Origin of the sequence: Paenibacillus sp. RS8 (genome assembly GCF_041956825.1) — a bacterium.
Lineage (GTDB): Bacteria > Bacillota > Bacilli > Paenibacillales > Paenibacillaceae > Paenibacillus_AQ.
Genome location: NZ_CP168131.1, coordinates 5952608 through 5973519, shown reverse-complemented (window position 1 = coordinate 5973519; position 20912 = coordinate 5952608). Strand labels below are relative to the sequence as shown.

Here is a 20912-nt window from a genome sequence, read left to right as displayed (position 1 = left end):
GGTAACAGGATTTTTTATATTATTCTTCTATTTCTCGCTTAAACGTTTACCGTCCTTATAGGGACGCAGAGGGCAATTATGCTAGTTGAAATTCTATCTTCCTATCTGAAATTCTTTGAAAACTCTTTTATTTTATCTACAAAAATCCCCTTAAGCTGATCCGTTCCTTCCTTAGGAGCTTTATAGGCTTTGTAACCGCCAAAGGATTCGATGCATATTGCAGATTTTTTTAGATCATCCGGAAAATTCTTCTCTATTAATTCCTCAGTTGTTTTCGGTTTCTCGTTACAAATATAGTAGCCCATCTTCTTATTTAGTAACTCATCTTTATTTTTTTTGATAAAATCACGAATCGCTTTGTATATTTTCTCATCTCTTACTCCGGCACCTAAAATAATGCTATCAAATTCTTCAAGATTTGGTTTCTCTATTTCAATATTACAGATCTTACTCTGAGGAATCTCTTCTGATAATACCTTTGCGCATTGCTCTGTTGCTCCTGATTTTGTTGCATATAGAATAAGTACTGCCATTGTGGTTCCTCTTTTCAGCTTAAATTATTCAGGGGTTCCAAAAGACTCTTGTAATTCAATTATCTTGATTATCGAGATAATATATATATTATCGAAAATAGCGATCTTTTGTCAAGTTAACAGCAAGTTCTTATGTACTAATTCTACATCCTTATTATGGTATCATAGGAATAATTGATCTATCGTTAGCTATATCTTTAAAGAAATTACAATAAAAAGGGGTGTGGAGATAAGTTGAGTATCATCGTAATGCTAGTCATCTATTTTTTGCTTGGAGTAACCGTGATTAAATTAGGCATCGATAACTCTAGAAGTACGCAAATATCAAAGGAAATATTAAATGAGTTAAGAGAAATCAAAGAACTAATGATAAGAAATAAATACGAATAACTGCTTAGAAGGAGGGCAACAGGATTGGCCATTCCATTTTTAGTATTAATTCTTGCTTTTTCTGGTTTTTTTCTAAGGGTATGGATTGTTGGTCCGGATAAAGAAAAAATCTCTGACGACGGTAATGAGCTAAATATAAAAGGTAAATTAATACTCGGACTTATTGGATTAATTTCGGCAATTGTCATAATGATAGCTGATGGCGTACAGGGGATAGGAATGAAGTGGTTTTGGATTGTATTCATAATTATTGCCGTAGGATTTCAGTCATATATTGATTGGAAATTTTTAAAGCATACGAAACAACATATCGTTTCAATGATTTTGTTAGTCGAAGGTGTGGTGTTAGTTTATTTCTTTTTCTAATAGGTTGAACGATTAAAGCCTAATCCCCTGTCAGCATACATAAGGGATTAGGCTTTTTAATTTCACGACCTTTTTGGTACATGAGGTTCAGCTGGTGGAATGGATGCGCTTATGACGGGGTTATTTACAACTGGACAGAATCCTGGGTTTGTTAAACATATCTGCTCGGAGTACCGTGGTTGGAGCTTTGAAAGTTCAGTAAAATAGTTGCCGATCATATGATTGCCACTTGCAGATCCATTCTGGAAAGAAAGTGATACGAAGGTATGGACATGACTGTAATAGTACTTCGTTTTCCGTTTAGGCAGCTTATATACATGTGGAGGAGCGTACGTAACAATATCAAAAAGATTGGCATAACGGTAACTCTTCCGGACATATGGTTTAAAAACATTAACAAAGTTCGGATCGCCTACACGTGGTGAACCATAGGTGAACAGATTAGGTGAGATGTGCGAGGTGTTGGCCGCAATATCTATAGCACATAAAGTGGCGAGTGCTCCACCTAGGCTGTGACCAGTAATGTATAAGGTTTTATCGGGAGATAGCTTATCAAGTGTAGAGATAATCCCATCGCGAGCTGATGCGTAGATATTCGTGAAACCACGGTGGGTAAGGGTATCTTCTTTAATGTATTTGAATCTCTCCTGTGAGGCCATAACGTTAGACATCCAATCGGTTGTGGAGCTGGTTCCCCGGAAGGCCACAATAATCTCTTGTGGAGATTCCAGAATAAATCCGAAGCGTTCCCATACCTCGCTGATGGATCTTGCTTCAATTGTATCCACGATCTGATAATCTAATGGAACGACGAACAAACCTTCTGTATTTGAGAACTGCGCATAGGTCTGTCCGCAGATGGCAGCTAGAAAGATAGCCCTTTGCTCTTGATCATTTTTGGTACCCATGTGCATCCCGCCCTCCTTCCTAAACTATATTAGGGGGACGAGAGAGAGATTCCTATATCATAGGAGGCCTTGTACCAATTAGAAATATCTAAATTTTACACAGTTAAATTGTTACTTCAAGTGATTTTATTTCGAAAGTCGAAGGTTCAGCGGCGCTTAATGATTTCATTTCTTCTTTTTGCTATGATTCCACTTTGTGCCTTCGGTTTTCTAGCTTACCATAAATCAAATGAAGCGATCGAAGCTAAGTGCTCCCTAAATCACTTCTGGTGTTACTGCCCACCCATAAGGATTCCTTCGGAAACTTAACTTGCGACAAGGAAATCCATACAGTACACTTTCTTTAACTAGTACAAACCTAAGATAGCTTGGGAAAGAACTTTGAAAAAGGAAGTGTTAAATAGTGGATTTAGAGATGGTCATGCAGGAGCTGGAAGCGCTCGGCAAGGAACGAACCAAGAAAATATATATGTCCAATGGAGCAAAGGAACCACTATTTGGCGTGGCTACCGGAGCAATGAAGCCAATCTTCAAGAAAACAAAAATAAATCAGCCATTGGCTGAGGAGCTTTACGCGACAGGAACTACGACGCCATGTATTTTGCCGGCATCATTGCTGATCCCAATGCAATGACGGAAGCGGATTATGACCGATGGATGGATGCGGCTTATTTTTATATGCTGTCCGACTTTGTAGTGGCAGTAACCTTGGCAGAAGCGGATATTGCACAACAAGTGGCCGATAAATGGATCGCGAGCGGTGAAGAGCTGAGAATGTCAGCGGGCTGGAGCTGTTATTGCTGGCTGCTTGGCAGTCGGCCGGATGTTGAGTTTTCCGAAAGCAAGCTTGCTGGTATGCTTGAGATGGTGGAAAATACGATTCATGATTCTCCAGAACGTACCCAATATTCAATGAATAACTTTTTATACACAGTAGCCGTATCTTATTCGCCACTACATGATAAGGCTAGCGAGACTGCAAGGACTGTAGGTCCAGTTGAAGTTGATAAGGATAAGGCAAAAAGTAAATTGATTCACGCGTACGCAAATATTCAAAAAGCAGTCGACAAAGCTCGGCTTGGTTTTAAACGCAAGCATGTAAGATGTTGATCTAGCAGAAGCTTCTTGAGAAGAAAAAGGATTCCCTGAAACTTCACTCTGCGTTACTATATAGAAATGACTCCAAGTGGGAGAGAAGGGGGAAAAGCATACATGGGCAACTTATTGGAAATTTTGCACAAGGAAGTCGTACCGGCAGAAGGCTGCACAGAGCCGATCGCAGTTGCGTATGCCGTCTCCTTGGCGGCAGAGCTTCTCGAAGAAGAAATAACGGGGATTCAGCTGCATCTCAGCGGTAATATTATTAAAAATGCAATGGGAGTGGGCATCCCTGGGACAGGCCAGACAGGTCTTCCTATCGCAGCAGCCCTTGGTGCGGTGGTCGGACGTTCGCACAAGGAGCTGGAAATCCTATCAGGCCTGACTCAGGATGAGCTAAAGCTGGCAAATGACCTGCTTGATCGAAAGCTGCTAAAAGTGGAGATAATGGACACTCCTGAGAAGTTATATATTGAGGCACAGGTGAAGACAGAGAATCATACGGCGATTGCCATCCTTGCTAAGGAACACACTAATATTGAATACCTAGCTCTAGACGGAAAAAAAGTGACACCTAAGAAGTCTAAAGCTGACTGTGGAAAGCCCGGTCTGTCCGATACTGAAGCTTATGAAGGCTCTGTAGATCGGATTTTCGAGTTTATAAGTACGGCTCCATTTTCAGACCTTAGCTTCCTCTTGGAAGGTGCTCGGATGAACAAAGCGATCTCCGATGAGGGACTCCGAGGCGATTATGGCTTGCAAGTAGGAAAGAAGATGAACCAGCAATCTGCGATGAATTTATTCGGCAATGATGTGGCGAACAAAATTATAGCGGCCACTGCCGCGGCTTCAGATGCTCGCATGGATGGCAGTGCAATGCCTGTGATGACAACAGCGGGCAGCGGTAATCAAGGCATCGCCTGTACGCTTCCTGTTATATCATTGGCGGAATTGCTCGGCAAGGATGAAGAGACACTGGCTCGGGCGCTTGCACTAAGCAATCTGGTCACTGTGCATATCAAGCATTATATCGGGCGGTTGTCGCCTTTATGCGGTTCAGGGATTGCTGGCGGGGTAGGAGCGAATAGCGGGATCATTTATCTCATGGGCGGTAGTCTTGAGCAAATTAAGCATGGGATACAGAATACAATAGCTTCTTTGTCAGGCATGATCTGCGACGGTGCGAATTCAACCTGTGCACTGAAGATTTCCACCTCCACCAATACAGCGATTCAGGCAGCCACATTGGCGATGAATAATATTGCTCCTACGACCAAGGATGGAGTTATTTTCGAAGAGGTGGAAGACACTATTCGCAACATGGAGCGACTGGTTCAAGAAGGTCTGGCGGATACTGACAAGACCATTCTAAATATCATGCTCTCCAAAGGTGGAGCGAAGTAACCTTATAGTAACTTAGATACAAAATAAGAGATCATGAATTATGACCGCCCGGTTCCCTGCTTAAAATGGCAGGAGGCCGGGCGGTCTTTGTAATTCTGCGGCAAGGTCATAGGTTTATAAGAGGATTTGCATTAAATTTTAACATAACTTATTCTGAGATCATAAAGGCATAGACTGATGGTATAAAAAGGAGATATTATGACGGAGAAGATAGATATAGGATGGAACTTTGAGAACAGTTATGCTCATCTGCCGGAATCCATGTTTACAAGGATCAAACCTACTCCTGTGCGAAAGCCGGAGTTAGTTATTTTAAATGAACCGTTGGCTGCTACTTTAGGGCTGAATAGCACAGCACTACATAGTAAGGATGGTGTACAGATTTTTGCGGGCAATGAAGTTCCTAAAGGTACTGAGTCGCTTGCTCAAGCCTATGCTGGGCATCAATTTGGACATTTTACCATGTTAGGTGACGGCCGAGCTGTGCTGCTGGGTGAACAGGTCACTCCCCAAGGTGAACGCGTAGACATTCAGCTTAAAGGCGCGGGAAGAACGCCATATTCTCGTGGTGGGGATGGCCGAGCCGGACTTGGCCCGATGCTGCGTGAATATATCATCAGTGAAGCCATGCATGGCCTTGGTATTCCTACCACTCGCAGCTTGTCGGTGGTCACTACAGGAGAAACGATCATTCGAGAAACAGAGCAGCCCGGTGCTGTTCTTACCCGTGTTGCAGCCAGTCATCTACGGGTGGGTACTTTTCAATATGTTGCAGCATGGGGGAATGCAGATGATCTCCGTATTCTGGCTGATTACACGCTGCAAAGACACTATCCCGAAGTGCCTATGGAAGAGAACCGATATCTTTTCCTGCTTCGGGAAGTGATTGGACGTCAGGCTGAACTGATTGCCAAATGGCAGCTTGTAGGATTTATTCATGGAGTGATGAATACGGACAACATGGCACTTAGCGGAGAAACGATTGATTATGGTCCATGCGCATTCATGGATATGTATAATCCGGAGACCGTATTCAGTTCCATAGACCAGCAGGGTCGATATGCCTATGGCAATCAGCCGGGGATTGCCTCTTGGAATCTCGCAAGATTCGCGGAGACTCTCCTGCCATTGGTGGCTGATGATCAAGAACAGGCGATTCAGCTCGCTGAAGAGGAGATTGCAGATTTTAAAGAGCGGTCTTATCATCATTGGCTCTCAGGAATGAGAGCGAAGCTCGGAATCTTCAACGAAGAGGTAGAGGATGTTGCGCTAATTGAAGACCTGCTAGATTTGATGCAGAAATACCGGGCGGACTATACCAATACCTTCCGTGCCCTAACTTTGGAGAAGCTGGAAGAAACCGTTCTGTTTAGTGCAGCGGAATTTACCAAGTGGCATGAGTTATGGCAGGCTAGACTTAGCAGACAGCAGCAATCGAAAGAGGTTTCACAGCAGCTAATGCGCAATAGTAATCCTGCGATCATTCCGCGAAACCACAGGGTAGAGGAAGCACTCCAAGCGGCAGTGCAACAGGGAGATTACAGTGTGATGGAGCGGTTGCTTGAAGCTCTTTCCAATCCTTACGCGTATACCCCTGAACAAGATGAATATTCGACACTTCCTGAGGAATCAGCAAGACCCTATCGAACCTTCTGCGGCACTTGATTTGCAAATAATGATCTAAATAATGAGGTGAAGTAAGAATGTTTCATGCATATGATGTTCTGGCTAACCAGTTGCTAGCGAATGCGAATGATCCAAGTTGGTATGTGCCCTTTGAGGTAGCCGTAAAAGACTTAAGCGAAGAGGAAGCATCTTGGAAAGTAACAGAAGAAAGCAATAGTATTATTGAGATTGCGCAGCATCTGCTCTACTGGAATGAGGCTTGGCAAACAAGGTATAAAGAAAAGAGCGTCCATGCGGTTCCTTCTGTAGATAACAATGATACCTTTGTTGTTGCAGAAGGAGTAACGTTCCAAGAGCTTCAACAACAACTTTTAGAAGTTCTTCTACGTTGGCAGGAACTGATTACGAAGGACGAATTGGAAGCTGATGTTCAAGGGTTCCAAGACAGTCAGTGGTGGGAAGTATTAGGTAATGTGACGACACATAATGCTTATCACGTGGGGCAGATTGTTTTTATTCGGAAGATCCAAAAGAGTTGGAATCGTAATGTGAAGTGAATTGAAGGACGTTAACGGATGTATAGCCATCTGGATAACGTCTTTTTTTGTGAATATCAATGAGGATAAGTTATAGAGTATTACTTATAAATACTTACATAATTATATTTAATGCTTGTAAATGCTTATTGAATGACTTATGATGACTTTAGGAGGTGCATACAAGATGTTTCAAGAGGAGAGATTGTTGAAGATACTCGAATATTTGAAACAACACCAATCGATGAGTGTTCAAGAGATCTGTACTCAATTTGATGTATCCAGAGATACCGCACGTAGGGATATTGTTAGATTAGTACAGGAAGGTGTTGTGATCCGAACGCATGGAGGGGTATCGTTACCTGAGTTACAAAAAGAATTGTTATCTTATCAGGATCGATTGATCGATAAATCTGAGAGTAAGCAGAGAATAGGGAAGACTGCAGCTCAGCTTATTCAAGATCATGAGACTGTGATTTTAGATGTATCCACCACTGTACAGTTTGTTGCAGAACAAATCACCGCGAAGGATATTACGGTTGTTACACACTCGATTGATAATGTAGGGATCTTGTCCAAACGGGAAGATCTGCAAATTTATGTTCTTGGCGGTTACTTGAATGTGAAAAACCGCTTGTTATATGGTCCTTCCATTATCGATAAACTTAGTGAAATCCGTGCAGATAAAGCCTTTATTGGAGCATCCGCGATCGGTGCTGATGGACTCTACTATCCTTATGAAGAAGATGCGAGGGTAAAAAGAGAAATGGCGCGAAGATCGGATCAAGTGATTTTAGTGGCGGATCACAGCAAATTTAATGCCAAATCCTTTTATCGGCTAGACTTTGATTTCGTTGATATTTTAATTACCAATCGAGAACTCCCAAGTCAGATTAGAGAAGTTCTAGATCAGAAGAACATCACAGTTATTGAGTGTTCAGAAGAGACGGAAGAGGTTCAATCACAAGACTGATGACATAAAGGAGAAGGATATTTATGAATTGTATTTTACAAAATGTGCAATTGGTGCTTCAGGATCGTATTGTTCCAGCAGCTAATGTGTGGATTTTTGAAGGGGAAATCATAAAGATAGATGCAGAGGCCCTTTCGATTCCAGAGGGAGATTATGAACGGATAGATGGCGGTGGCCATTTGTTAGTACCCGGAATGATAGATGTTCATATTCATGGCGCTAATGGTTTTGATATGATGGATGGTACGGAAGAGAGCATTCAAGAAGTATCAAAGGCTTGTGCTGCGTCTGGTTGCACCTCATTTCTGGCTACATCTGTCAGTTCTACGCTAGAAGATCTTTTAGAAATGATTCGTAGTGTCAAGCGTGTGATAGGACATGAAGTGGGTGCAAAGATCGCAGGCATTCATTTAGAGGGACCTTACCTGAACCCGAAGCGAAAAGGTATGCAGAACGAAAAGTTTCTGCGTCATCCCAACTTAGAGGAAATGAACCTAATTTTTGAAGAAGCGGGTTCACTCATTAAGATGGTTACAATTGCTCCGGAGTTGCCGGGCGGGATGGAGCTTATTTCCTTTTTGAAAGAAAAGGGCGTAGTAATAGCCATCGCTCATTCGGATGCCACTTATGAAGAGGCTAAACAAGCCTTTGCGTCGGGGGCAAGTCATGTTACGCATTGTTTTAATGGCATGCGGCCTATTCATCATCGAGATCCAGGGGTAATTGTGGCTGCTTTTGAAGAGAAGCATGTAAGCCTTCAAGCGATTGTGGACAATGTCCATCTGCATCCTGCAATTATTCGATTAATGCATACCTTGAAAGGACCGGAAGGAATGGTCTTGATTACAGATGCACTGCAAGCTATGGGATTAGGTGATGGGAATTATATGTTTGGAGGCCATCATGTTACGGTATCCGAGGGGGTAGCGAGACTGAAGGATGGAACATTAGCTTCAAGCACCGTGACTATGAATGAAGCCTTACGTTATACTGTTGAAACTGGAATTCCATTGATCGATGCTGTACAGATGGCTTCAACTACGCCGGCCAATATTCTGGAGCTTCAACAGAAGGGGACGATAACAGCTGGTTTTGATGCTGACCTGGTCCTCTTGGATGATGAATTTAAAGTGCTCTGGACAATGGTGGATGGTCAAATTTTATAAATCACGATGAATACAGGTTACTTCTGCTCAATGCAGCTGTAACCTGTATTCATGTGCGGTTATGCCAAACACGCTTTTAAAATGCCGGTTCAAATGAGTTAGATCCACAAATCCGCACTCTGCCACAGCTGCATAGATATCCTTGGTTTTCTCAATGGACTGTTTGGCATGCTCTACTTTGCAATTTAAGAAGAATTGATAAGGGGATATTCCTGTGTGCATTTTAAACGCTCGGATAAATTGATATTTGGATAGATCAAATTCTTTGCAGAGGTCGTCTAGCTTCAGCACGTGGTCTAAACTGCAGTACATCATTTCCTTCGCTTTTTTGACGAGGTTACTATTTGTTCTGCGGTCGGTATCTATTTCAGTATGGGATACTAAATCGAGCAGAGTTAACAATAGCTCACTGCACAAGGACTCCTCTTTGCCATGCTGTATGGCATGACTTAGCGCCAATATGCACTGTGCCAATTTGTTGTCGTATAGGATAGGAGAGGTGAACCGCAGTTCTTTTTTTCCTAGTATATCTTGTATAATGGTGGGCTTGATATAAAGCATGACATAATCAATGCCTGCTTTGTCAAACGATCTGCCGTCATGTGTCTGCTCTGGATTGAACAGCATAACCCCATTTTTATGGGAGGATTGCAAGCTACCGTCGAGGTTATATTGCTGAATGCCGCGAAGCGTTACACCGAGTGCATATTCCTCGTGGCAATGTTTTTTATAAGTGAAATCAGTCATGCTAGCTGACAAGGTTAGGATATCTGCCGATTTTTTATAGTTGAATGTTTCCACGTTCTTATCCTCCATGCCTTTATAGGATTCCCGATATCAAAATGGCCGAGTATACTAAAAAGAGTGCCATCAGGGTATTTAGAACTTTTTGATGATGTTGCAGAAAGCTTCTGAAGATCGCGCCAAAAATAATCCATGTTATGAAGCCAAGAAATCCGATTACAGTTACAATTATAACAAATAGGGTCAAGGTAATGGATGAAGTGTAGAATGGCATAACGTAGCTGGGAATGACGGTTAGTGTAAATAAGAGCACTTTCGGATTTACTAGCTGCATAAGAAAGCCTGGCCAAAAATCGGCATTTGAGTTAGACTGTTCTTCCATTGAACCCATTTTAAAGATTTTATAAGCAAGATAAAGCATATATAAGCTCCCAATGATTTGCATAAAGATCAGAATATTTGGGATGACCTCAACAAGAACACGGTTAAGCAAGGTTGAAAGGATAAGCAGTAGTCCAAAAGCCACCGTAGCTCCATATACATAGTTCATAGTTTTTTTGGCCCCTGAACGCTGCACAGATGAAAGAATAACAATATTGGTTGGGCCAGGTGTAAATGTAACGACGATGCAGTAGATTAAAAAGGAAATTATATTCATGATGACCTCCAGTAAAAGTAGTCTCATGAATATAAACCTCCTAGCTAGAATGGTTATAGTATATTATTGCAGAGGTGATCAATAGAATGAACGAGACAAATCAATGTACCATAGCTGTTCTCACCATGGCTGATTATGAAACTACATGCCAGATGTTTGAAGAATCGATATCAGATGCTTTTAATAAAGAGGGAATAGGTCACTTACAAGAGGATATACAAAGTGAAATTGACGATAAAAAGAAAAAGGCACTTTCCTCCCTGGATCAGGCAAACTCGGATACGTGTTTCTTTATCGCTAAAATCAATGGGACGGTTGTGGGTACGATTTCCTATGGTCTCTGCGGTGAGGCAATTCAAATCTGTGCAGAGCATCAGTTGGATCATTTGGGGGAACTGGGTAGTTTATACGTGGTACCACGCTTTCAGGGTCAAGGGATTGGCTCAGCATTAATTAAGGAAATGATGACATTTCTAAACGAACAAGGAATTGAGCAATTTTGCTTGGACAGTGGATATCAACGCGCACAAATCAAGTGGCAGCGTAAATTTGGGAAGCCTTATAAGGTGGTAAAAGACTATTGGGGACCCGATTCCGCTCATATGGTTTGGTTGTGTAATGTGAGTGATCATTTGAACTAAGCTTTTAAAAATTGAAGCCTTTAGCTTTTATAGTAGAGGTTTCTTTTTTATGAATGAGCACTCCAGTGATAAAATGGAAATTGTATGTCATATGGAATGAATGTGTCGTAATATTATATATTAGATGTCGCATTTACCTACTAATAAAGCGCTTTATAATATGCTATTTTATTAATAGATGTCAGAATAACATATATACGGGAGGCACAAGCAAATGACGATTAGAATAGGTAAGATTAGCTATTGGCATGTTCATGCTTGGGACTATACGAAGCAAGCTCAAGAGCATGAGGATACTGTATTAGCTGCGGTTTGGGATGAAGATGCTGAGCGAGGGAAAAAAGCTGCCGAAAGCTTGAATGTTCCTTTTTTCGAATCACTGGATGACCTGCTTGCGCAGGAGGATATAGATGCCGTCATTGTGGATGCACCTACCAATGTGCATAGAGATGTAATCATTGCTGCGGCTAAAGCGGGTAAACATATATTTACGGAAAAAGTAATTGCCCCAACTCATAAAGAAGTCGAAGAAATCATTAGCGCAGTTGAAGAGAATGAGGTGAAGTTGACCGTCTCTTTGCCACGTCTAAATGATGGATATACATTAACGATCCAAGAGGTTCTGAGTCAAGAGCTGCTCGGAGAGATCACTTACGTTAGAGTTCGTTTATCCCATAATGGAGCTACAGAAAACTGGCTTCCTGCGCATTTCTTCAGTTTGGAACAATGCGGTGGCGGTGCTTTGATTGATCTTGGCTGTCATCCGATGTATTTGACGAAGCTTTTCTTAGGTCAAGACGTGACCGGTGTAAGTGCTAATTTTGGTTATGTTACGGGCAAGGAAGTAGAAGATAATGCAGTGGTGACGTTATATACGAATTCCGGAGCTATTGGTGTGGTCGAGGCTGGGTTTGTGAATAGTCATTCGCCGTTTACGATCGAGGTGCATGGAACCGAAGGTACGCTTCTTTACGGAACACCAGAGGATAAGCTTCTACTTAAAAGTAACAAATCTGCTGACAAAGAGGAAGGATGGAAAGAAGTAGCGTTGCACGCTAATCGTGAAAGCGCATTCCATCAATGGGTTAATCATATCCAAAAGGATACTTTCGCCACACAGAATGTTCAAACCGCTGTGGAGCTTACGAGATTAATGGAAGCGGCGAATCGTTCTGCTAAAGAAGCTCGTATGATTCGGTTAGCAGATTTGGACGCTTAATTGCTCTCCACCTGTTAGGAGGATTTAACATTGAGTAACTTTCCCTATGAGATGATGTTTGAGAAGCATGATATGCTCGAGAGATTGGATATTTCTATTCAATGGGGACATTACGAGATTACAGTGCTTAGATTTCATTTGATCTCTTTTCCGCCGGGAAGAGTCATAGATTTCCATAATCATTCTGAATTCGAATTTCATTTTATCCCACGAGGAAAAGGAGAAGTTATTCTAGGCGATCTAAAATACCCCTTGTCTGAGGGAATGCTCTATTTAACCGGACCGGGTGTGATGCATCGCCAAGAGGCGGACCCAGAAGAATCCATGGAGGAACTGTGTCTGCATGTGGACATCAAAGAGAAGTTCAGAGAGGATGCAGATCCTTGGGAGGTTGCGGAGGCAGAGACCTGTGTTCAGAAGCTAAAGGAGCTGCCACTAGTTCCGGCACAAGATTATCACGGCGCTATGAAATGTTTTCTCGAAGCCTATGAAGCTTGTGAAGGTAAACTGACGGGATATTATACTTCCATTAAACATCTTGTTATCAGCATTTTATTAAAAGCAGTAAGAACGTATGATTCAGGTGGAATTCGAACAGAAGCGCCTGTTAGGGATATGTTAACTTATCGGTATCACTATGCCATTCAATATATGGAAGCTAATTATTCAGGAGCCGTTACCTTGGAGAATGTTGCAGAAAAATTGAATATTAGCGCTAGGCAGCTGCAACGAGTGTTTAAGCAAGTGGATGCTGACAAATCTTTTAGTCGATCGCTTGAGGATATTCGATTACAAGCGGTCTGCCGAAAGCTTGAAGAAAGCAATTATCCGATAGAACAAATTGCTAAGTCGGAAGGATTTACGAATGCAACGTATTTGCATATCGTATTCCGCAAGCGTTTAGGCATAACTCCGGCAACTTATCGAAATGCAAAACAAACCAATTAGAAGTGAGGGTGAAAGATATGAGTAAAGTGTTTCGCGTAGGAATTATTGGATGTGGTGGAATTGCAAATGGCAAGCATCTTCCAAGTTTGAGCAGACAAAGTAAGGTTGAGATCGTTGCCTTCTGTGACATTATAAAAGAACGTGCTGAAGAAGCGGCGGAGAAATACGGAAGTGCTGAAGCTGTTGTCTATACGGATTATACAGAATTGTTGAAAGATCAATCTATCGATATTATTCATGTACTTACGCCGAATGATGCTCATGCAGAGATCTCAATTGCGGCTTTAGAAGCAGGAAAACACGTCATGTGTGAAAAGCCAATGGCTAAGACGGCGGCAGATGCCAAACGAATGGTTGAAGCAGCAAAACGTACAGGTAAAAAGCTAACCATTGGATATGACAACCGCTACAGAGAAGATAGCCTGTATTTGAAAAAAGCATGTGAGTCCGGGGAGCTTGGTCATATTTATTTTGCAAAAGCACATGCCATCAGACGGAGAGCCGTACCGACATGGGGAGTTTTCCTCGATGAAGAGAAGCAAGGGGGCGGGCCACTGATCGATATCGGAACCCATGCGCTGGACCTAACGCTGTGGATGATGGATAACTATAAACCGAAAGTCGTGCTGGGTACCAAATATCATGAACTGTCTCAAAAAGAAGAAGCTGCAAACGCTTGGGGACCATGGGATCCGAAGAAATTCACTGTAGAAGATTCAGCCTTTGGAATGATCGTGATGGAGAACGGCGCTACGATTATGTTGGAAGCGAGCTGGGCACTTAATTCACTGGACGTACATGAAGCGAAGTGCAGCTTAAGCGGGACGGAAGCTGGCGCCGATATGAAGGACGGACTTAGAATTAATGGAGAGAAATTCAGTAAGCTGTACACCAATGAAATCGAGCTTGGTGCAGGCGGTGTAGCCTACTATGAAGGTAAAGCAGAAAGTGCGCCTGACATCGAATTAAGAAAGTGGATCGAAGCTATTGAACAGGATAAAGACCCGGTTGTAACACCTGAACAAGCTTATGTTGTTTCGCAAATATTAGAAGCAATATATGAATCTGCACAAACAGGCAAGGCCGTGTATTTAGATTAGATTTTGACAAGCACAACGATTTAGAGTAATATCCACTTGTGATTTAATGATAAGGATTTGAGACAAGACTCTCTCTTTACAGGGAGAGTCTTTTTGCTTTTTTTTCTTGTTGAGTATGGAGGAATAGGGGGATAATCATGGATACTGAAGAACGCAATCATGTGCTTATTGTGGAAGATGACGATAATATTAGACGGTTTATATCTATTAATCTAACGAATAATGGGTTTGTGGTTAGTGAGGCTGCTTTTGGTGAACAAGCATTGCAGAGCTTTAATGCGAACCGGCCAGACGTTATTGTTCTGGACATCATGCTGCCGGATTCGAATGGGTTTGAGATTTGTCGCAAGATCAGAGAGCAGGACCCCGGGGTCATCATCATTTTTTTAACCGCACGTGGACAGGACTTGGATAAAATCAATGGCCTTGAAATTGGTGCCGACGATTACATTGTGAAGCCTTTTAATCCATTAGAACTGGTGGCACGGATTAAAGCGATATTGCGTCGTACAGAAACAGCTCTAAAACCGCAAAGAACTATACTTCAATCTGGACCGATTCGCCTGGATCTGAACTCGAACAAGATGTTTAAGCAGGATGATATTATTGAATTAACTCCGAAGGAGTTTCAATTGATGAAGACCTTTCTGGAGCATCCGGATACAGCACTCTCTAGGAATGAATTAATGAATTTGGTTTGGGGTGAGGATTATATTGGCGATCCAAAGACGGTGGATGTTCACGTGCGTAAGCTAAGAGAGAAGATTGAAGAGGATGCTTCAAACCCGCATTGGATTGAGACTGTATGGGGGCTCGGATACCGCTTTAGAAAGGATGGTTGAAGAATGGGGATTCAGAAAAGATTAGTGGGAAGCTATTTTGTAGTGATCTGTCTTACTGTGCTCATTCTTGAAGTTATTCTTAATATTTCTGTACGATATTATTATTTCCATAATATTGAGCAAACCCTGATGAATCAAGCAAAGCTGTCGGCTTCTTTTTATCAGCAATATTTTGGCGACGAGGATTTAGAGGAACAATCGGATAGATTGTTAAAGGGTTTTGCCAGCCATTCCGATGCACAGGTACAGATTATTAATGCTGAAGGTCGGCTGTTGCAGGATTCAAATGGAATCCAAGGCGATTTTACCATGACAGATTACATGGATGTGCAAGAAGCGATGAAAGGGCAGCCTGGCAGTTGGAAGGGGGAGGACCCTGTAACTGAGGAAGCTATTTTTGCGGTATCCTATCCTTTACAAGCCAAAGGGAATATTGTAGGGGAAGTCAGATTTATTACATCCTTAACGGAAACGATACATACAGTTAATCAAATTGCAGTTTTGCTGATCGGGGTAGGTTTGCTAGTGATTGGTATTGTCACCCTGCTTGGATTATTACTGTCGTGGACTATAACGAGATCTATTAAAGATCTAAAACTGGCAGCAGACCAAATGTCCGAAGGAGATTTCAGCATAAGAGTACAAAAGCGATACCAAGACGAGCTTGGTTCCTTGGCGGATACGTTAAATATGATGGCCAGTCGAATCTCGAAAAGTGAGCAACTTAAGAATGACTTTATCACATCCGTATCCCATGAACTGCGTACGCCTCTGACCTCGATCAAAGGCTGGGTAATAACTTTAAAGGCGGCTGGAGGAAGTAATCAAGCTCTGTTTCATGATGGGTTAGATATCATTGAATCTGAAAGTGACAGATTAACTCATATGGTGGATGAACTGCTCGATTTCTCCAAATTGGATAACGGAAGAATCGCTATTCATCTCACATCTGTGGATCTAACGGAGCTGTTGCAGCATATTGGCAGACAACTCACGCCTAGAGCAACCCGGCAAGGCATTTCACTCGAAGTGAAAATAGAAGAGAATCTGCCGGTCATTCAAGCTGACGAGAATCGTGTGAAGCAAGTCATGATTAATCTCATCGATAATTCGCTTAAATTTACTAGTTCCTCAGGTCGAATCCTTATCAGCGCCCATACGGTTCCAGGGAAAGTTGTAATTACGGTTGAGGATACTGGTTCAGGCATCGCAGAAACGGATTTAGAGAATGTGCGGCAAAAATTCTACAAAGGGGATCAACAAGCGTCAGGTAGCGGTTTGGGCTTGTCCATCTCCGAACAAATCATTACATTGCATCAAGGTGAGCTGCGAATAAGCAGTACTTTAGGCAAGGGAACGATTGTCCAATTTGACTTACCGAGAAAATAAGAACTCAAATTTAACTATTTCATAACCACTTTCATCTCTTTCACAGATAAAATACTATATATGCGGATAAGCAAGGAGTCGATGATCCAAATGCCGAGCAAATTCATAAAAATAGGTGCTATGTTAACAACGTTATTTTTGCTCGGAGGATGCGGAGTCCCAGCGACACCCGGAGAGCTGATTAAGCCTCCATCATCGGAAGCAAGCCTGCAGCGAGACAAAACGAGCCAGGAATTTATCAAATGGCTTCCCGACAAAGCTCAATTGATAACTCCGTTGGATGGACAAGAGGATAATGCGATCTCCTTTGGGGATATGGATGGTGACGGTATCGACGAAGCTGTAGTTGTATATGAGTACAGCAAAAACAAAGGTTCTTCTATAAAAGCAATGCTGCTTAGACAGGAAAATGAAGCGTGGCAAAAGATTTCGGAGGTTGAGGGGTTTGGGTATGGCCTGGATTATGCCGGATTCTATGATGTCGATGATGATGGGCATAACGAGCTCGCGCTGGGCTGGTCATTGGGTGAGGCAGGGAACGGCCTGGATATTTATACGCTGAGTGAAGATCAATTAAAGCTGTTATCGAAGAAGGCGTATCAGGGCAAATTTGATCTGAGATAATCATTCAACCAAATAATCCGTAGCACTTCAGCTTCATCTTCAAAGAAGGTGTATATGTGCTCAGCGGATTATTTATGCTGCTCATTTTCATGCATGTTTCCCGTACACAACAAGAAAAATACAGAAATTAAATAGAGGTTGGTTCATGATTATCTCCACCAAAATTGCAAAGCTGGACAGATCCGTACTTTTTCTCGTAACATGCCTAGTTGGTATTGGTACTGTTGCTATTTATGGAGCGACTACGGATACACGGTTAGACGGTCTTTATATTAGTTCTTTGTATTTATTTGCTATATTTTGCATACCCATGTTATTCATTGCGTTGGTAGATTATCAGATTCTATTGGGTAGGTTAGCGTATCTCTTATATGGTGTGGGTGTAGGTCTACTCGTGCTGGTTAAGTTGGTTGGAGAAAACCTCAACGGTGCCGTACGCTGGTTAAGTATTGGAAGCTTTCAGCTTCAACCCTCGGAGCTGGCTAAAATATGTACAGTGCTGCTCATTGCTCATCTATTGGGTAAACGAGAGGGGCAGCAGCTTCGTTTTTTTCAAGATTTAGTGCCGGTTTGTTTCGTTTTTTGTATTCCTTTTATTTTGATCATGGACCAACCTGACCTGGGTACAGCACTCGTTTTTGCTGGTATATTGCTAAGCATGCTTTGGATTGGTAACATCCGTGCGCTTTATATGCTCCTGATCCTCGGTGTTGTGATTATTTCGATCGGCACGATACTATGGCTGTATTATGCCAACTTCGACTTGTTATCCAAGATTGTCGAGCCCCATCAACTGTCACGAATCCAAGCTTTTTTAGACCCGCAGAGTGATCCTGATAAATCTTGGCATGTTAAAAACGCGATGATAGCCATAGGTTCCGGAGGATTATCGGGCAGTGAAGGTATTTTTTTGCGAAAAGGATATATTCCTTACGCGTATTCCGATTCGATCTATGTAGTTATCGGTGCAAAATACGGTTTTATAGGTTCATCCGTGTTGCTAATGCTTTATTTATTGCTCGTGTATCGCATGATCTTTATTGCGCTCGAAAGCAGGGATCGTGCGGGGGCATACGTTGTCACCGGATTTATCGCCATGATCATCTTTCAAGTTTCTGTTAACCTTGGAATGCATATGGGGTTGCTGCCCCTGACGGGGATATCATTGCCTTTTATTAGCTATGGAGGCAGCTCATTGCTCACTAATATGATTGCGATTGGCATAGTGCTAAGTGTCAAAGTTCATAAAGATGAAAGCTTGGATTGAAAAAGCTACTGGAACTGAGTGGAGGAAATTATGTCTAACAAACGCAAGTGGACAACAACCCGTAAAATTCTGATTAGCATTGGTCTTGTCATAGGAGCGACTATAATAGGGATTGGGGGGTATGCAGGGTATTTGTACAAAAAGACGGATGATGCGATTCAGCGTATGGCTGCTCCAGTCACCGTCCAGCCAACAGCTGCTCCAGCGGAAAAAAAAGAACCGGTATCGGTTGAACCTATGATTGTTCTGCTTGCCGGGGTAGATAGTCGGGACGGCGGTGGCGGGGTAATGAATACCGATGTGCTGATGCTTGTCAGCTTCAATCCGGATACCAAGTCGACGAGTTTCTTATCTATACCGCGGGATTTGTTGTTAAAACCTAAATCGTTACCTTCCCGCAAAGCCAATTATTATTATGCTTACCATTACATAAAAGACAAAACAGAGGCTATTCCTAATACAAAAGAGTTTTTCAGTAATTTACTGGGTCTGCCGATTGATCACATGGTTGTGGTGAATTTTGATGTGTTGCAGGAGACGGTGGACTTGCTTGGCGGACTAACCATTGATGTCGATATGGATATGAAATATACCGATTCGGCAGATGGGACGAACATCGACTTAAAGAAGGGCTTGCAGAAGCTGGACGGCAAACAAGTACTTGATTTTGTGCGTTACCGGAAATCGAATCAAGGAACGGCTGAATCCTCTGATTTTCAGCGCAATGATCGACAGCAGCAAGTAATTAAACAAATTCTGGATAAGCTGGGGAATTTCCAAGGTGTGTCCCAGTGGGGAAATGTATTGGATATCATTGGTGATAATGTGAAGACAGATATTCCTCAAGCGGATCTCCAGCAATGGTTATTGAACTTTCCGAAACTAAAACCAGACCATATTAATTCCTTACATGTGGAATCGCTTTGGAAGAGTCCATACGTGTATGTGAATAAAGAGGATCTTAAACAAGCGCTTACTACTCTGAGTACGGAAGCGGGCGTTAGCACCGAAAGCTCATTACATTTGGAGAATATTGGGACGGTAGATTAACATCAAGTTTGCAGAGAGTCTTCCCATTCCCATTCCTATTCGAAAATTGTTTCAATAAAATGTTGTTCTATAAACTGCTCTTAGGAGCAGTTTTTTGCGTGCTCTTCTATTAATCCCGATAACCGTTAAAGTTATCCGCTAAGGGGTAGAGGCCCGGCTTCCAGACATAGTACCATGAACACAGCGATTATGAATCGTATATTGTTTTGGTTTTGTTGGGAGGAGAAGGGGATTTCATGAAATACAGATTGAGTATTATGTTTCTAATCGTACTTACAGGGATGATATCAATAGCTGCATTTAATCCGATTATCGGTCCGCTTGCTCGAAATCTGGGACTTAGTGATTTTCAATCAGGATGTTTGGTATCAGTTGCGGGACTTTGCTGGCTGCTTGGAGGTTATTTCTGGGAAAAACAAACGTTCATGAGCCGAAAATGGCTGCTCTCTTCGATTATGTTCGTCTATATGACAACACTAGTCATTTTTGCACTGTTGGCTGATTATGCAGTACATGCTGAGAGTAAAACTAGCCTATTTTGGAGTTTCTTTATACTTCGTGCAATCGCCGGCTTTTTCTTTGGAGGTATTCCGGCATTAGCACAAGCTTATGTTATGGGCTGGAGTACAAAAGAGACCCGTACACAGGGAATGGCATTATTCGGTGCAGCCAATGGACTTGGCTTCGTAGTAGGACCTGCAATGAGCGGAGGAATGGCTTCGCTGGGACTCACCTCACCAATGTACGCCGCAGCGATATGTTTATTCACCTTGGCTATTTTATTTCTAGTGTTTATTCCTAAAGAAAAGAATATCGAGATCGAACGGCAGGCGATTTCACTTTCACCCAACGACAAACGGATACGCCTCTATTTATGGATTGGACTATTGCTATCGTTTGCTCTGAATATCGTGCAGGTTACTATCGGATTTTTTGTGCAGGATAGCCTTGGATATAGTACCCAGCAAGCTACTCAGTTAATTGGAACAGGTCTGGCTATCTCGGGAATAATGGTGGTACTCTCGCAAATTGTGATCAGTAAATATCTCAAATGGCATCCTAAAAAGGTGCTGCTAGTAGGGCTATTATTTGTGGCTTTGGGGCTGCTAGGCTTGTTATTGTTTATCAGATTTGCTTATGTAGACTTTACATTTTTGGGAATTGGCATCGGCTTTACATTGCTTGGCTACAGTGCGGGTGCTTCAATGGCGGTTCAAGATCACGAGCAAAGAAGCGTTGCTTCCTTTATTGCGGCCCTGCAAGGGGGCGGATCATTCATAGGTCCAGTTATAGGAACAGCTTTATACACCGCAAATATGGCACTTCCGTATGCTCTCTGCGTGCTATTGATTAGTATTGTAGGTATCGCGAATTTGAAAAAAAGATCAGCGGATCGTGTGGAGAGTTGTTAAAAAGAAATGCTGCTCATA

The 20912-nt window shown here is 42.3% G+C and carries 20 protein-coding genes and 1 pseudogene; 17 read left to right on the top strand and 4 right to left on the bottom strand.

Annotation, left to right across the window (positions count from 1 at the left end; all coding sequences use genetic code 11):
* Window positions 1–101: 101 nt before the first annotated feature.
* Entirely contained in the window at window positions 102–533 is a 432-nt protein-coding gene (locus ACDZ28_RS28150) for a flavodoxin domain-containing protein (protein ID WP_375103362.1), read from the bottom strand.
* A 414-nt stretch (window positions 534–947) separates the two neighbouring features.
* Between ACDZ28_RS28150 and ACDZ28_RS28145 the strand changes: the two genes are divergently transcribed.
* Window positions 948–1289 (top strand): DUF4181 domain-containing protein, encoded by a 342-nt coding sequence (locus ACDZ28_RS28145; RefSeq protein ID WP_375103361.1) that lies wholly within the window; start codon window positions 948–950, stop codon window positions 1287–1289.
* 62 nt (window positions 1290–1351) lie between these two features.
* Here the strand turns inward: ACDZ28_RS28145 and ACDZ28_RS28140 are convergent, their stop codons facing one another.
* The gene (locus ACDZ28_RS28140) at window positions 1352–2197 is read right to left on the bottom strand and encodes a lipase family protein (protein ID WP_375103360.1); all 846 of its coding nucleotides are present in this window, start codon (window positions 2195–2197) and stop codon (window positions 1352–1354) included.
* 403 nt (window positions 2198–2600) lie between these two features.
* Between ACDZ28_RS28140 and ACDZ28_RS28135 the strand changes: the two are divergent.
* From ACDZ28_RS28135 to nagA, 6 genes and pseudogenes are all read left to right on the top strand, one after another.
* A pseudogene (locus tag ACDZ28_RS28135) lies at window positions 2601–3307 on the top strand (DNA alkylation repair protein).
* A 102-nt stretch (window positions 3308–3409) separates the two neighbouring features.
* A complete protein-coding gene (locus tag ACDZ28_RS28130) occupies window positions 3410–4699 on the top strand; it encodes a serine dehydratase subunit alpha family protein (protein WP_076121138.1) in 1290 nt (429 codons plus the stop codon).
* Window positions 4700–4897: 198 nt separating this feature from the next.
* Window positions 4898–6364, top strand: a complete 1467-nt coding sequence (locus ACDZ28_RS28125) for a protein adenylyltransferase SelO family protein (RefSeq protein WP_339287307.1) — start codon at window positions 4898–4900, stop codon at window positions 6362–6364.
* 38 nt (window positions 6365–6402) lie between these two features.
* Window positions 6403–6882: a DinB family protein gene (locus ACDZ28_RS28120; RefSeq protein ID WP_339287305.1), complete on the top strand. Its 480-nt coding sequence runs from the start codon at window positions 6403–6405 to the stop codon at window positions 6880–6882.
* 166 nt (window positions 6883–7048) lie between these two features.
* Complete coding sequence (locus ACDZ28_RS28115; RefSeq protein ID WP_042129169.1) at window positions 7049–7834, top strand: DeoR/GlpR family DNA-binding transcription regulator; 786 nt, start codon at window positions 7049–7051, stop codon at window positions 7832–7834.
* Window positions 7835–7857: 23 nt separating this feature from the next.
* Window positions 7858–9000: an N-acetylglucosamine-6-phosphate deacetylase gene (gene nagA / locus ACDZ28_RS28110; RefSeq protein WP_042129167.1), complete on the top strand. Its 1143-nt coding sequence runs from the start codon at window positions 7858–7860 to the stop codon at window positions 8998–9000.
* A 27-nt stretch (window positions 9001–9027) separates the two neighbouring features.
* Here nagA and ACDZ28_RS28105 read toward each other — a convergent pair whose 3' ends face one another.
* Window positions 9028–9801, bottom strand: coding sequence for an AraC family transcriptional regulator (locus tag ACDZ28_RS28105; RefSeq protein WP_076121133.1), 774 nt, complete (start codon window positions 9799–9801; stop codon window positions 9028–9030).
* Between the two features lie 19 nt (window positions 9802–9820).
* A complete protein-coding gene (locus tag ACDZ28_RS28100) occupies window positions 9821–10402 on the bottom strand; it encodes a LysE family translocator (RefSeq protein ID WP_042129163.1) in 582 nt (193 codons plus the stop codon).
* Between the two features lie 86 nt (window positions 10403–10488).
* Here ACDZ28_RS28100 and ACDZ28_RS28095 point away from each other — a divergent pair, with 86 nt between their 5' ends.
* The 10 genes from ACDZ28_RS28095 to ACDZ28_RS28050 all read left to right on the top strand — a co-directional run bounded on the left by ACDZ28_RS28095 (window position 10489) and on the right by ACDZ28_RS28050 (window position 20894).
* Window positions 10489–11043, top strand: coding sequence for a GNAT family N-acetyltransferase (locus tag ACDZ28_RS28095; protein WP_339287303.1), 555 nt, complete (start codon window positions 10489–10491; stop codon window positions 11041–11043).
* Between the two features lie 214 nt (window positions 11044–11257).
* On the top strand, window positions 11258–12262 hold the full coding sequence (locus tag ACDZ28_RS28090; protein ID WP_375103359.1) for a Gfo/Idh/MocA family protein: 1005 nt from the start codon (window positions 11258–11260) through the stop codon (window positions 12260–12262).
* Between the two features lie 30 nt (window positions 12263–12292).
* Entirely contained in the window at window positions 12293–13210 is a 918-nt protein-coding gene (locus ACDZ28_RS28085) for a helix-turn-helix domain-containing protein (protein ID WP_231573819.1), read from the top strand.
* Window positions 13211–13227: 17 nt separating this feature from the next.
* Entirely contained in the window at window positions 13228–14310 is a 1083-nt protein-coding gene (locus tag ACDZ28_RS28080) for a Gfo/Idh/MocA family protein (RefSeq protein ID WP_042129159.1), read from the top strand.
* A 137-nt stretch (window positions 14311–14447) separates the two neighbouring features.
* Window positions 14448–15152: a response regulator transcription factor gene (locus ACDZ28_RS28075; RefSeq protein ID WP_076121129.1), complete on the top strand. Its 705-nt coding sequence runs from the start codon at window positions 14448–14450 to the stop codon at window positions 15150–15152.
* Between the two features lie 3 nt (window positions 15153–15155).
* Window positions 15156–16541: a sensor histidine kinase gene (locus ACDZ28_RS28070; protein ID WP_375103358.1), complete on the top strand. Its 1386-nt coding sequence runs from the start codon at window positions 15156–15158 to the stop codon at window positions 16539–16541.
* Between the two features lie 90 nt (window positions 16542–16631).
* The gene (locus ACDZ28_RS28065; RefSeq protein WP_076121127.1) at window positions 16632–17165 is read left to right on the top strand and encodes a hypothetical protein; all 534 of its coding nucleotides are present in this window, start codon (window positions 16632–16634) and stop codon (window positions 17163–17165) included.
* A 145-nt stretch (window positions 17166–17310) separates the two neighbouring features.
* Window positions 17311–18432 (top strand): FtsW/RodA/SpoVE family cell cycle protein, encoded by a 1122-nt coding sequence (locus tag ACDZ28_RS28060; RefSeq protein ID WP_341113804.1) that lies wholly within the window; start codon window positions 17311–17313, stop codon window positions 18430–18432.
* A gap of 30 nt (window positions 18433–18462) precedes the next feature.
* Window positions 18463–19482, top strand: coding sequence for an LCP family protein (locus ACDZ28_RS28055; RefSeq protein WP_375103357.1), 1020 nt, complete (start codon window positions 18463–18465; stop codon window positions 19480–19482).
* Window positions 19483–19718: 236 nt separating this feature from the next.
* A complete protein-coding gene (locus tag ACDZ28_RS28050) occupies window positions 19719–20894 on the top strand; it encodes an MFS transporter (protein WP_375103356.1) in 1176 nt (391 codons plus the stop codon).
* Window positions 20895–20912: the final 18 nt, after the last annotated feature.

What these genes read in the sequence shown, in the direction of transcription:
- ACDZ28_RS28150 (WP_375103362.1), bottom strand. Translation starts at nt 533, where the DNA reads ATGGCAGTACTTATTCTATATGCAACAAAATCAGGAGCAACAGAGCAA.
- ACDZ28_RS28140 (WP_375103360.1), bottom strand. Translation starts at nt 2,197, where the DNA reads ATGGGTACCAAAAATGATCAAGAGCAAAGGGCTATCTTTCTAGCTGCC.
- ACDZ28_RS28130 (WP_076121138.1), top strand. Translation starts at nt 3,410, where the DNA reads ATGGGCAACTTATTGGAAATTTTGCACAAGGAAGTCGTACCGGCAGAA.
- ACDZ28_RS28125 (WP_339287307.1), top strand. Translation starts at nt 4,898, where the DNA reads ATGACGGAGAAGATAGATATAGGATGGAACTTTGAGAACAGTTATGCT.
- ACDZ28_RS28120 (WP_339287305.1), top strand. Translation starts at nt 6,403, where the DNA reads ATGTTTCATGCATATGATGTTCTGGCTAACCAGTTGCTAGCGAATGCG.
- ACDZ28_RS28115 (WP_042129169.1), top strand. Translation starts at nt 7,049, where the DNA reads ATGTTTCAAGAGGAGAGATTGTTGAAGATACTCGAATATTTGAAACAA.
- nagA (WP_042129167.1), top strand. Translation starts at nt 7,858, where the DNA reads ATGAATTGTATTTTACAAAATGTGCAATTGGTGCTTCAGGATCGTATT.
- ACDZ28_RS28100 (WP_042129163.1), bottom strand. Translation starts at nt 10,402, where the DNA reads ATGAATATAATTTCCTTTTTAATCTACTGCATCGTCGTTACATTTACA.
- ACDZ28_RS28095 (WP_339287303.1), top strand. Translation starts at nt 10,489, where the DNA reads ATGAACGAGACAAATCAATGTACCATAGCTGTTCTCACCATGGCTGAT.
- ACDZ28_RS28090 (WP_375103359.1), top strand. Translation starts at nt 11,258, where the DNA reads ATGACGATTAGAATAGGTAAGATTAGCTATTGGCATGTTCATGCTTGG.
- ACDZ28_RS28080 (WP_042129159.1), top strand. Translation starts at nt 13,228, where the DNA reads ATGAGTAAAGTGTTTCGCGTAGGAATTATTGGATGTGGTGGAATTGCA.
- ACDZ28_RS28075 (WP_076121129.1), top strand. Translation starts at nt 14,448, where the DNA reads ATGGATACTGAAGAACGCAATCATGTGCTTATTGTGGAAGATGACGAT.
- ACDZ28_RS28070 (WP_375103358.1), top strand. Translation starts at nt 15,156, where the DNA reads ATGGGGATTCAGAAAAGATTAGTGGGAAGCTATTTTGTAGTGATCTGT.
- ACDZ28_RS28065 (WP_076121127.1), top strand. Translation starts at nt 16,632, where the DNA reads ATGCCGAGCAAATTCATAAAAATAGGTGCTATGTTAACAACGTTATTT.
- ACDZ28_RS28060 (WP_341113804.1), top strand. Translation starts at nt 17,311, where the DNA reads ATGATTATCTCCACCAAAATTGCAAAGCTGGACAGATCCGTACTTTTT.
- ACDZ28_RS28055 (WP_375103357.1), top strand. Translation starts at nt 18,463, where the DNA reads ATGTCTAACAAACGCAAGTGGACAACAACCCGTAAAATTCTGATTAGC.
- ACDZ28_RS28050 (WP_375103356.1), top strand. Translation starts at nt 19,719, where the DNA reads ATGAAATACAGATTGAGTATTATGTTTCTAATCGTACTTACAGGGATG.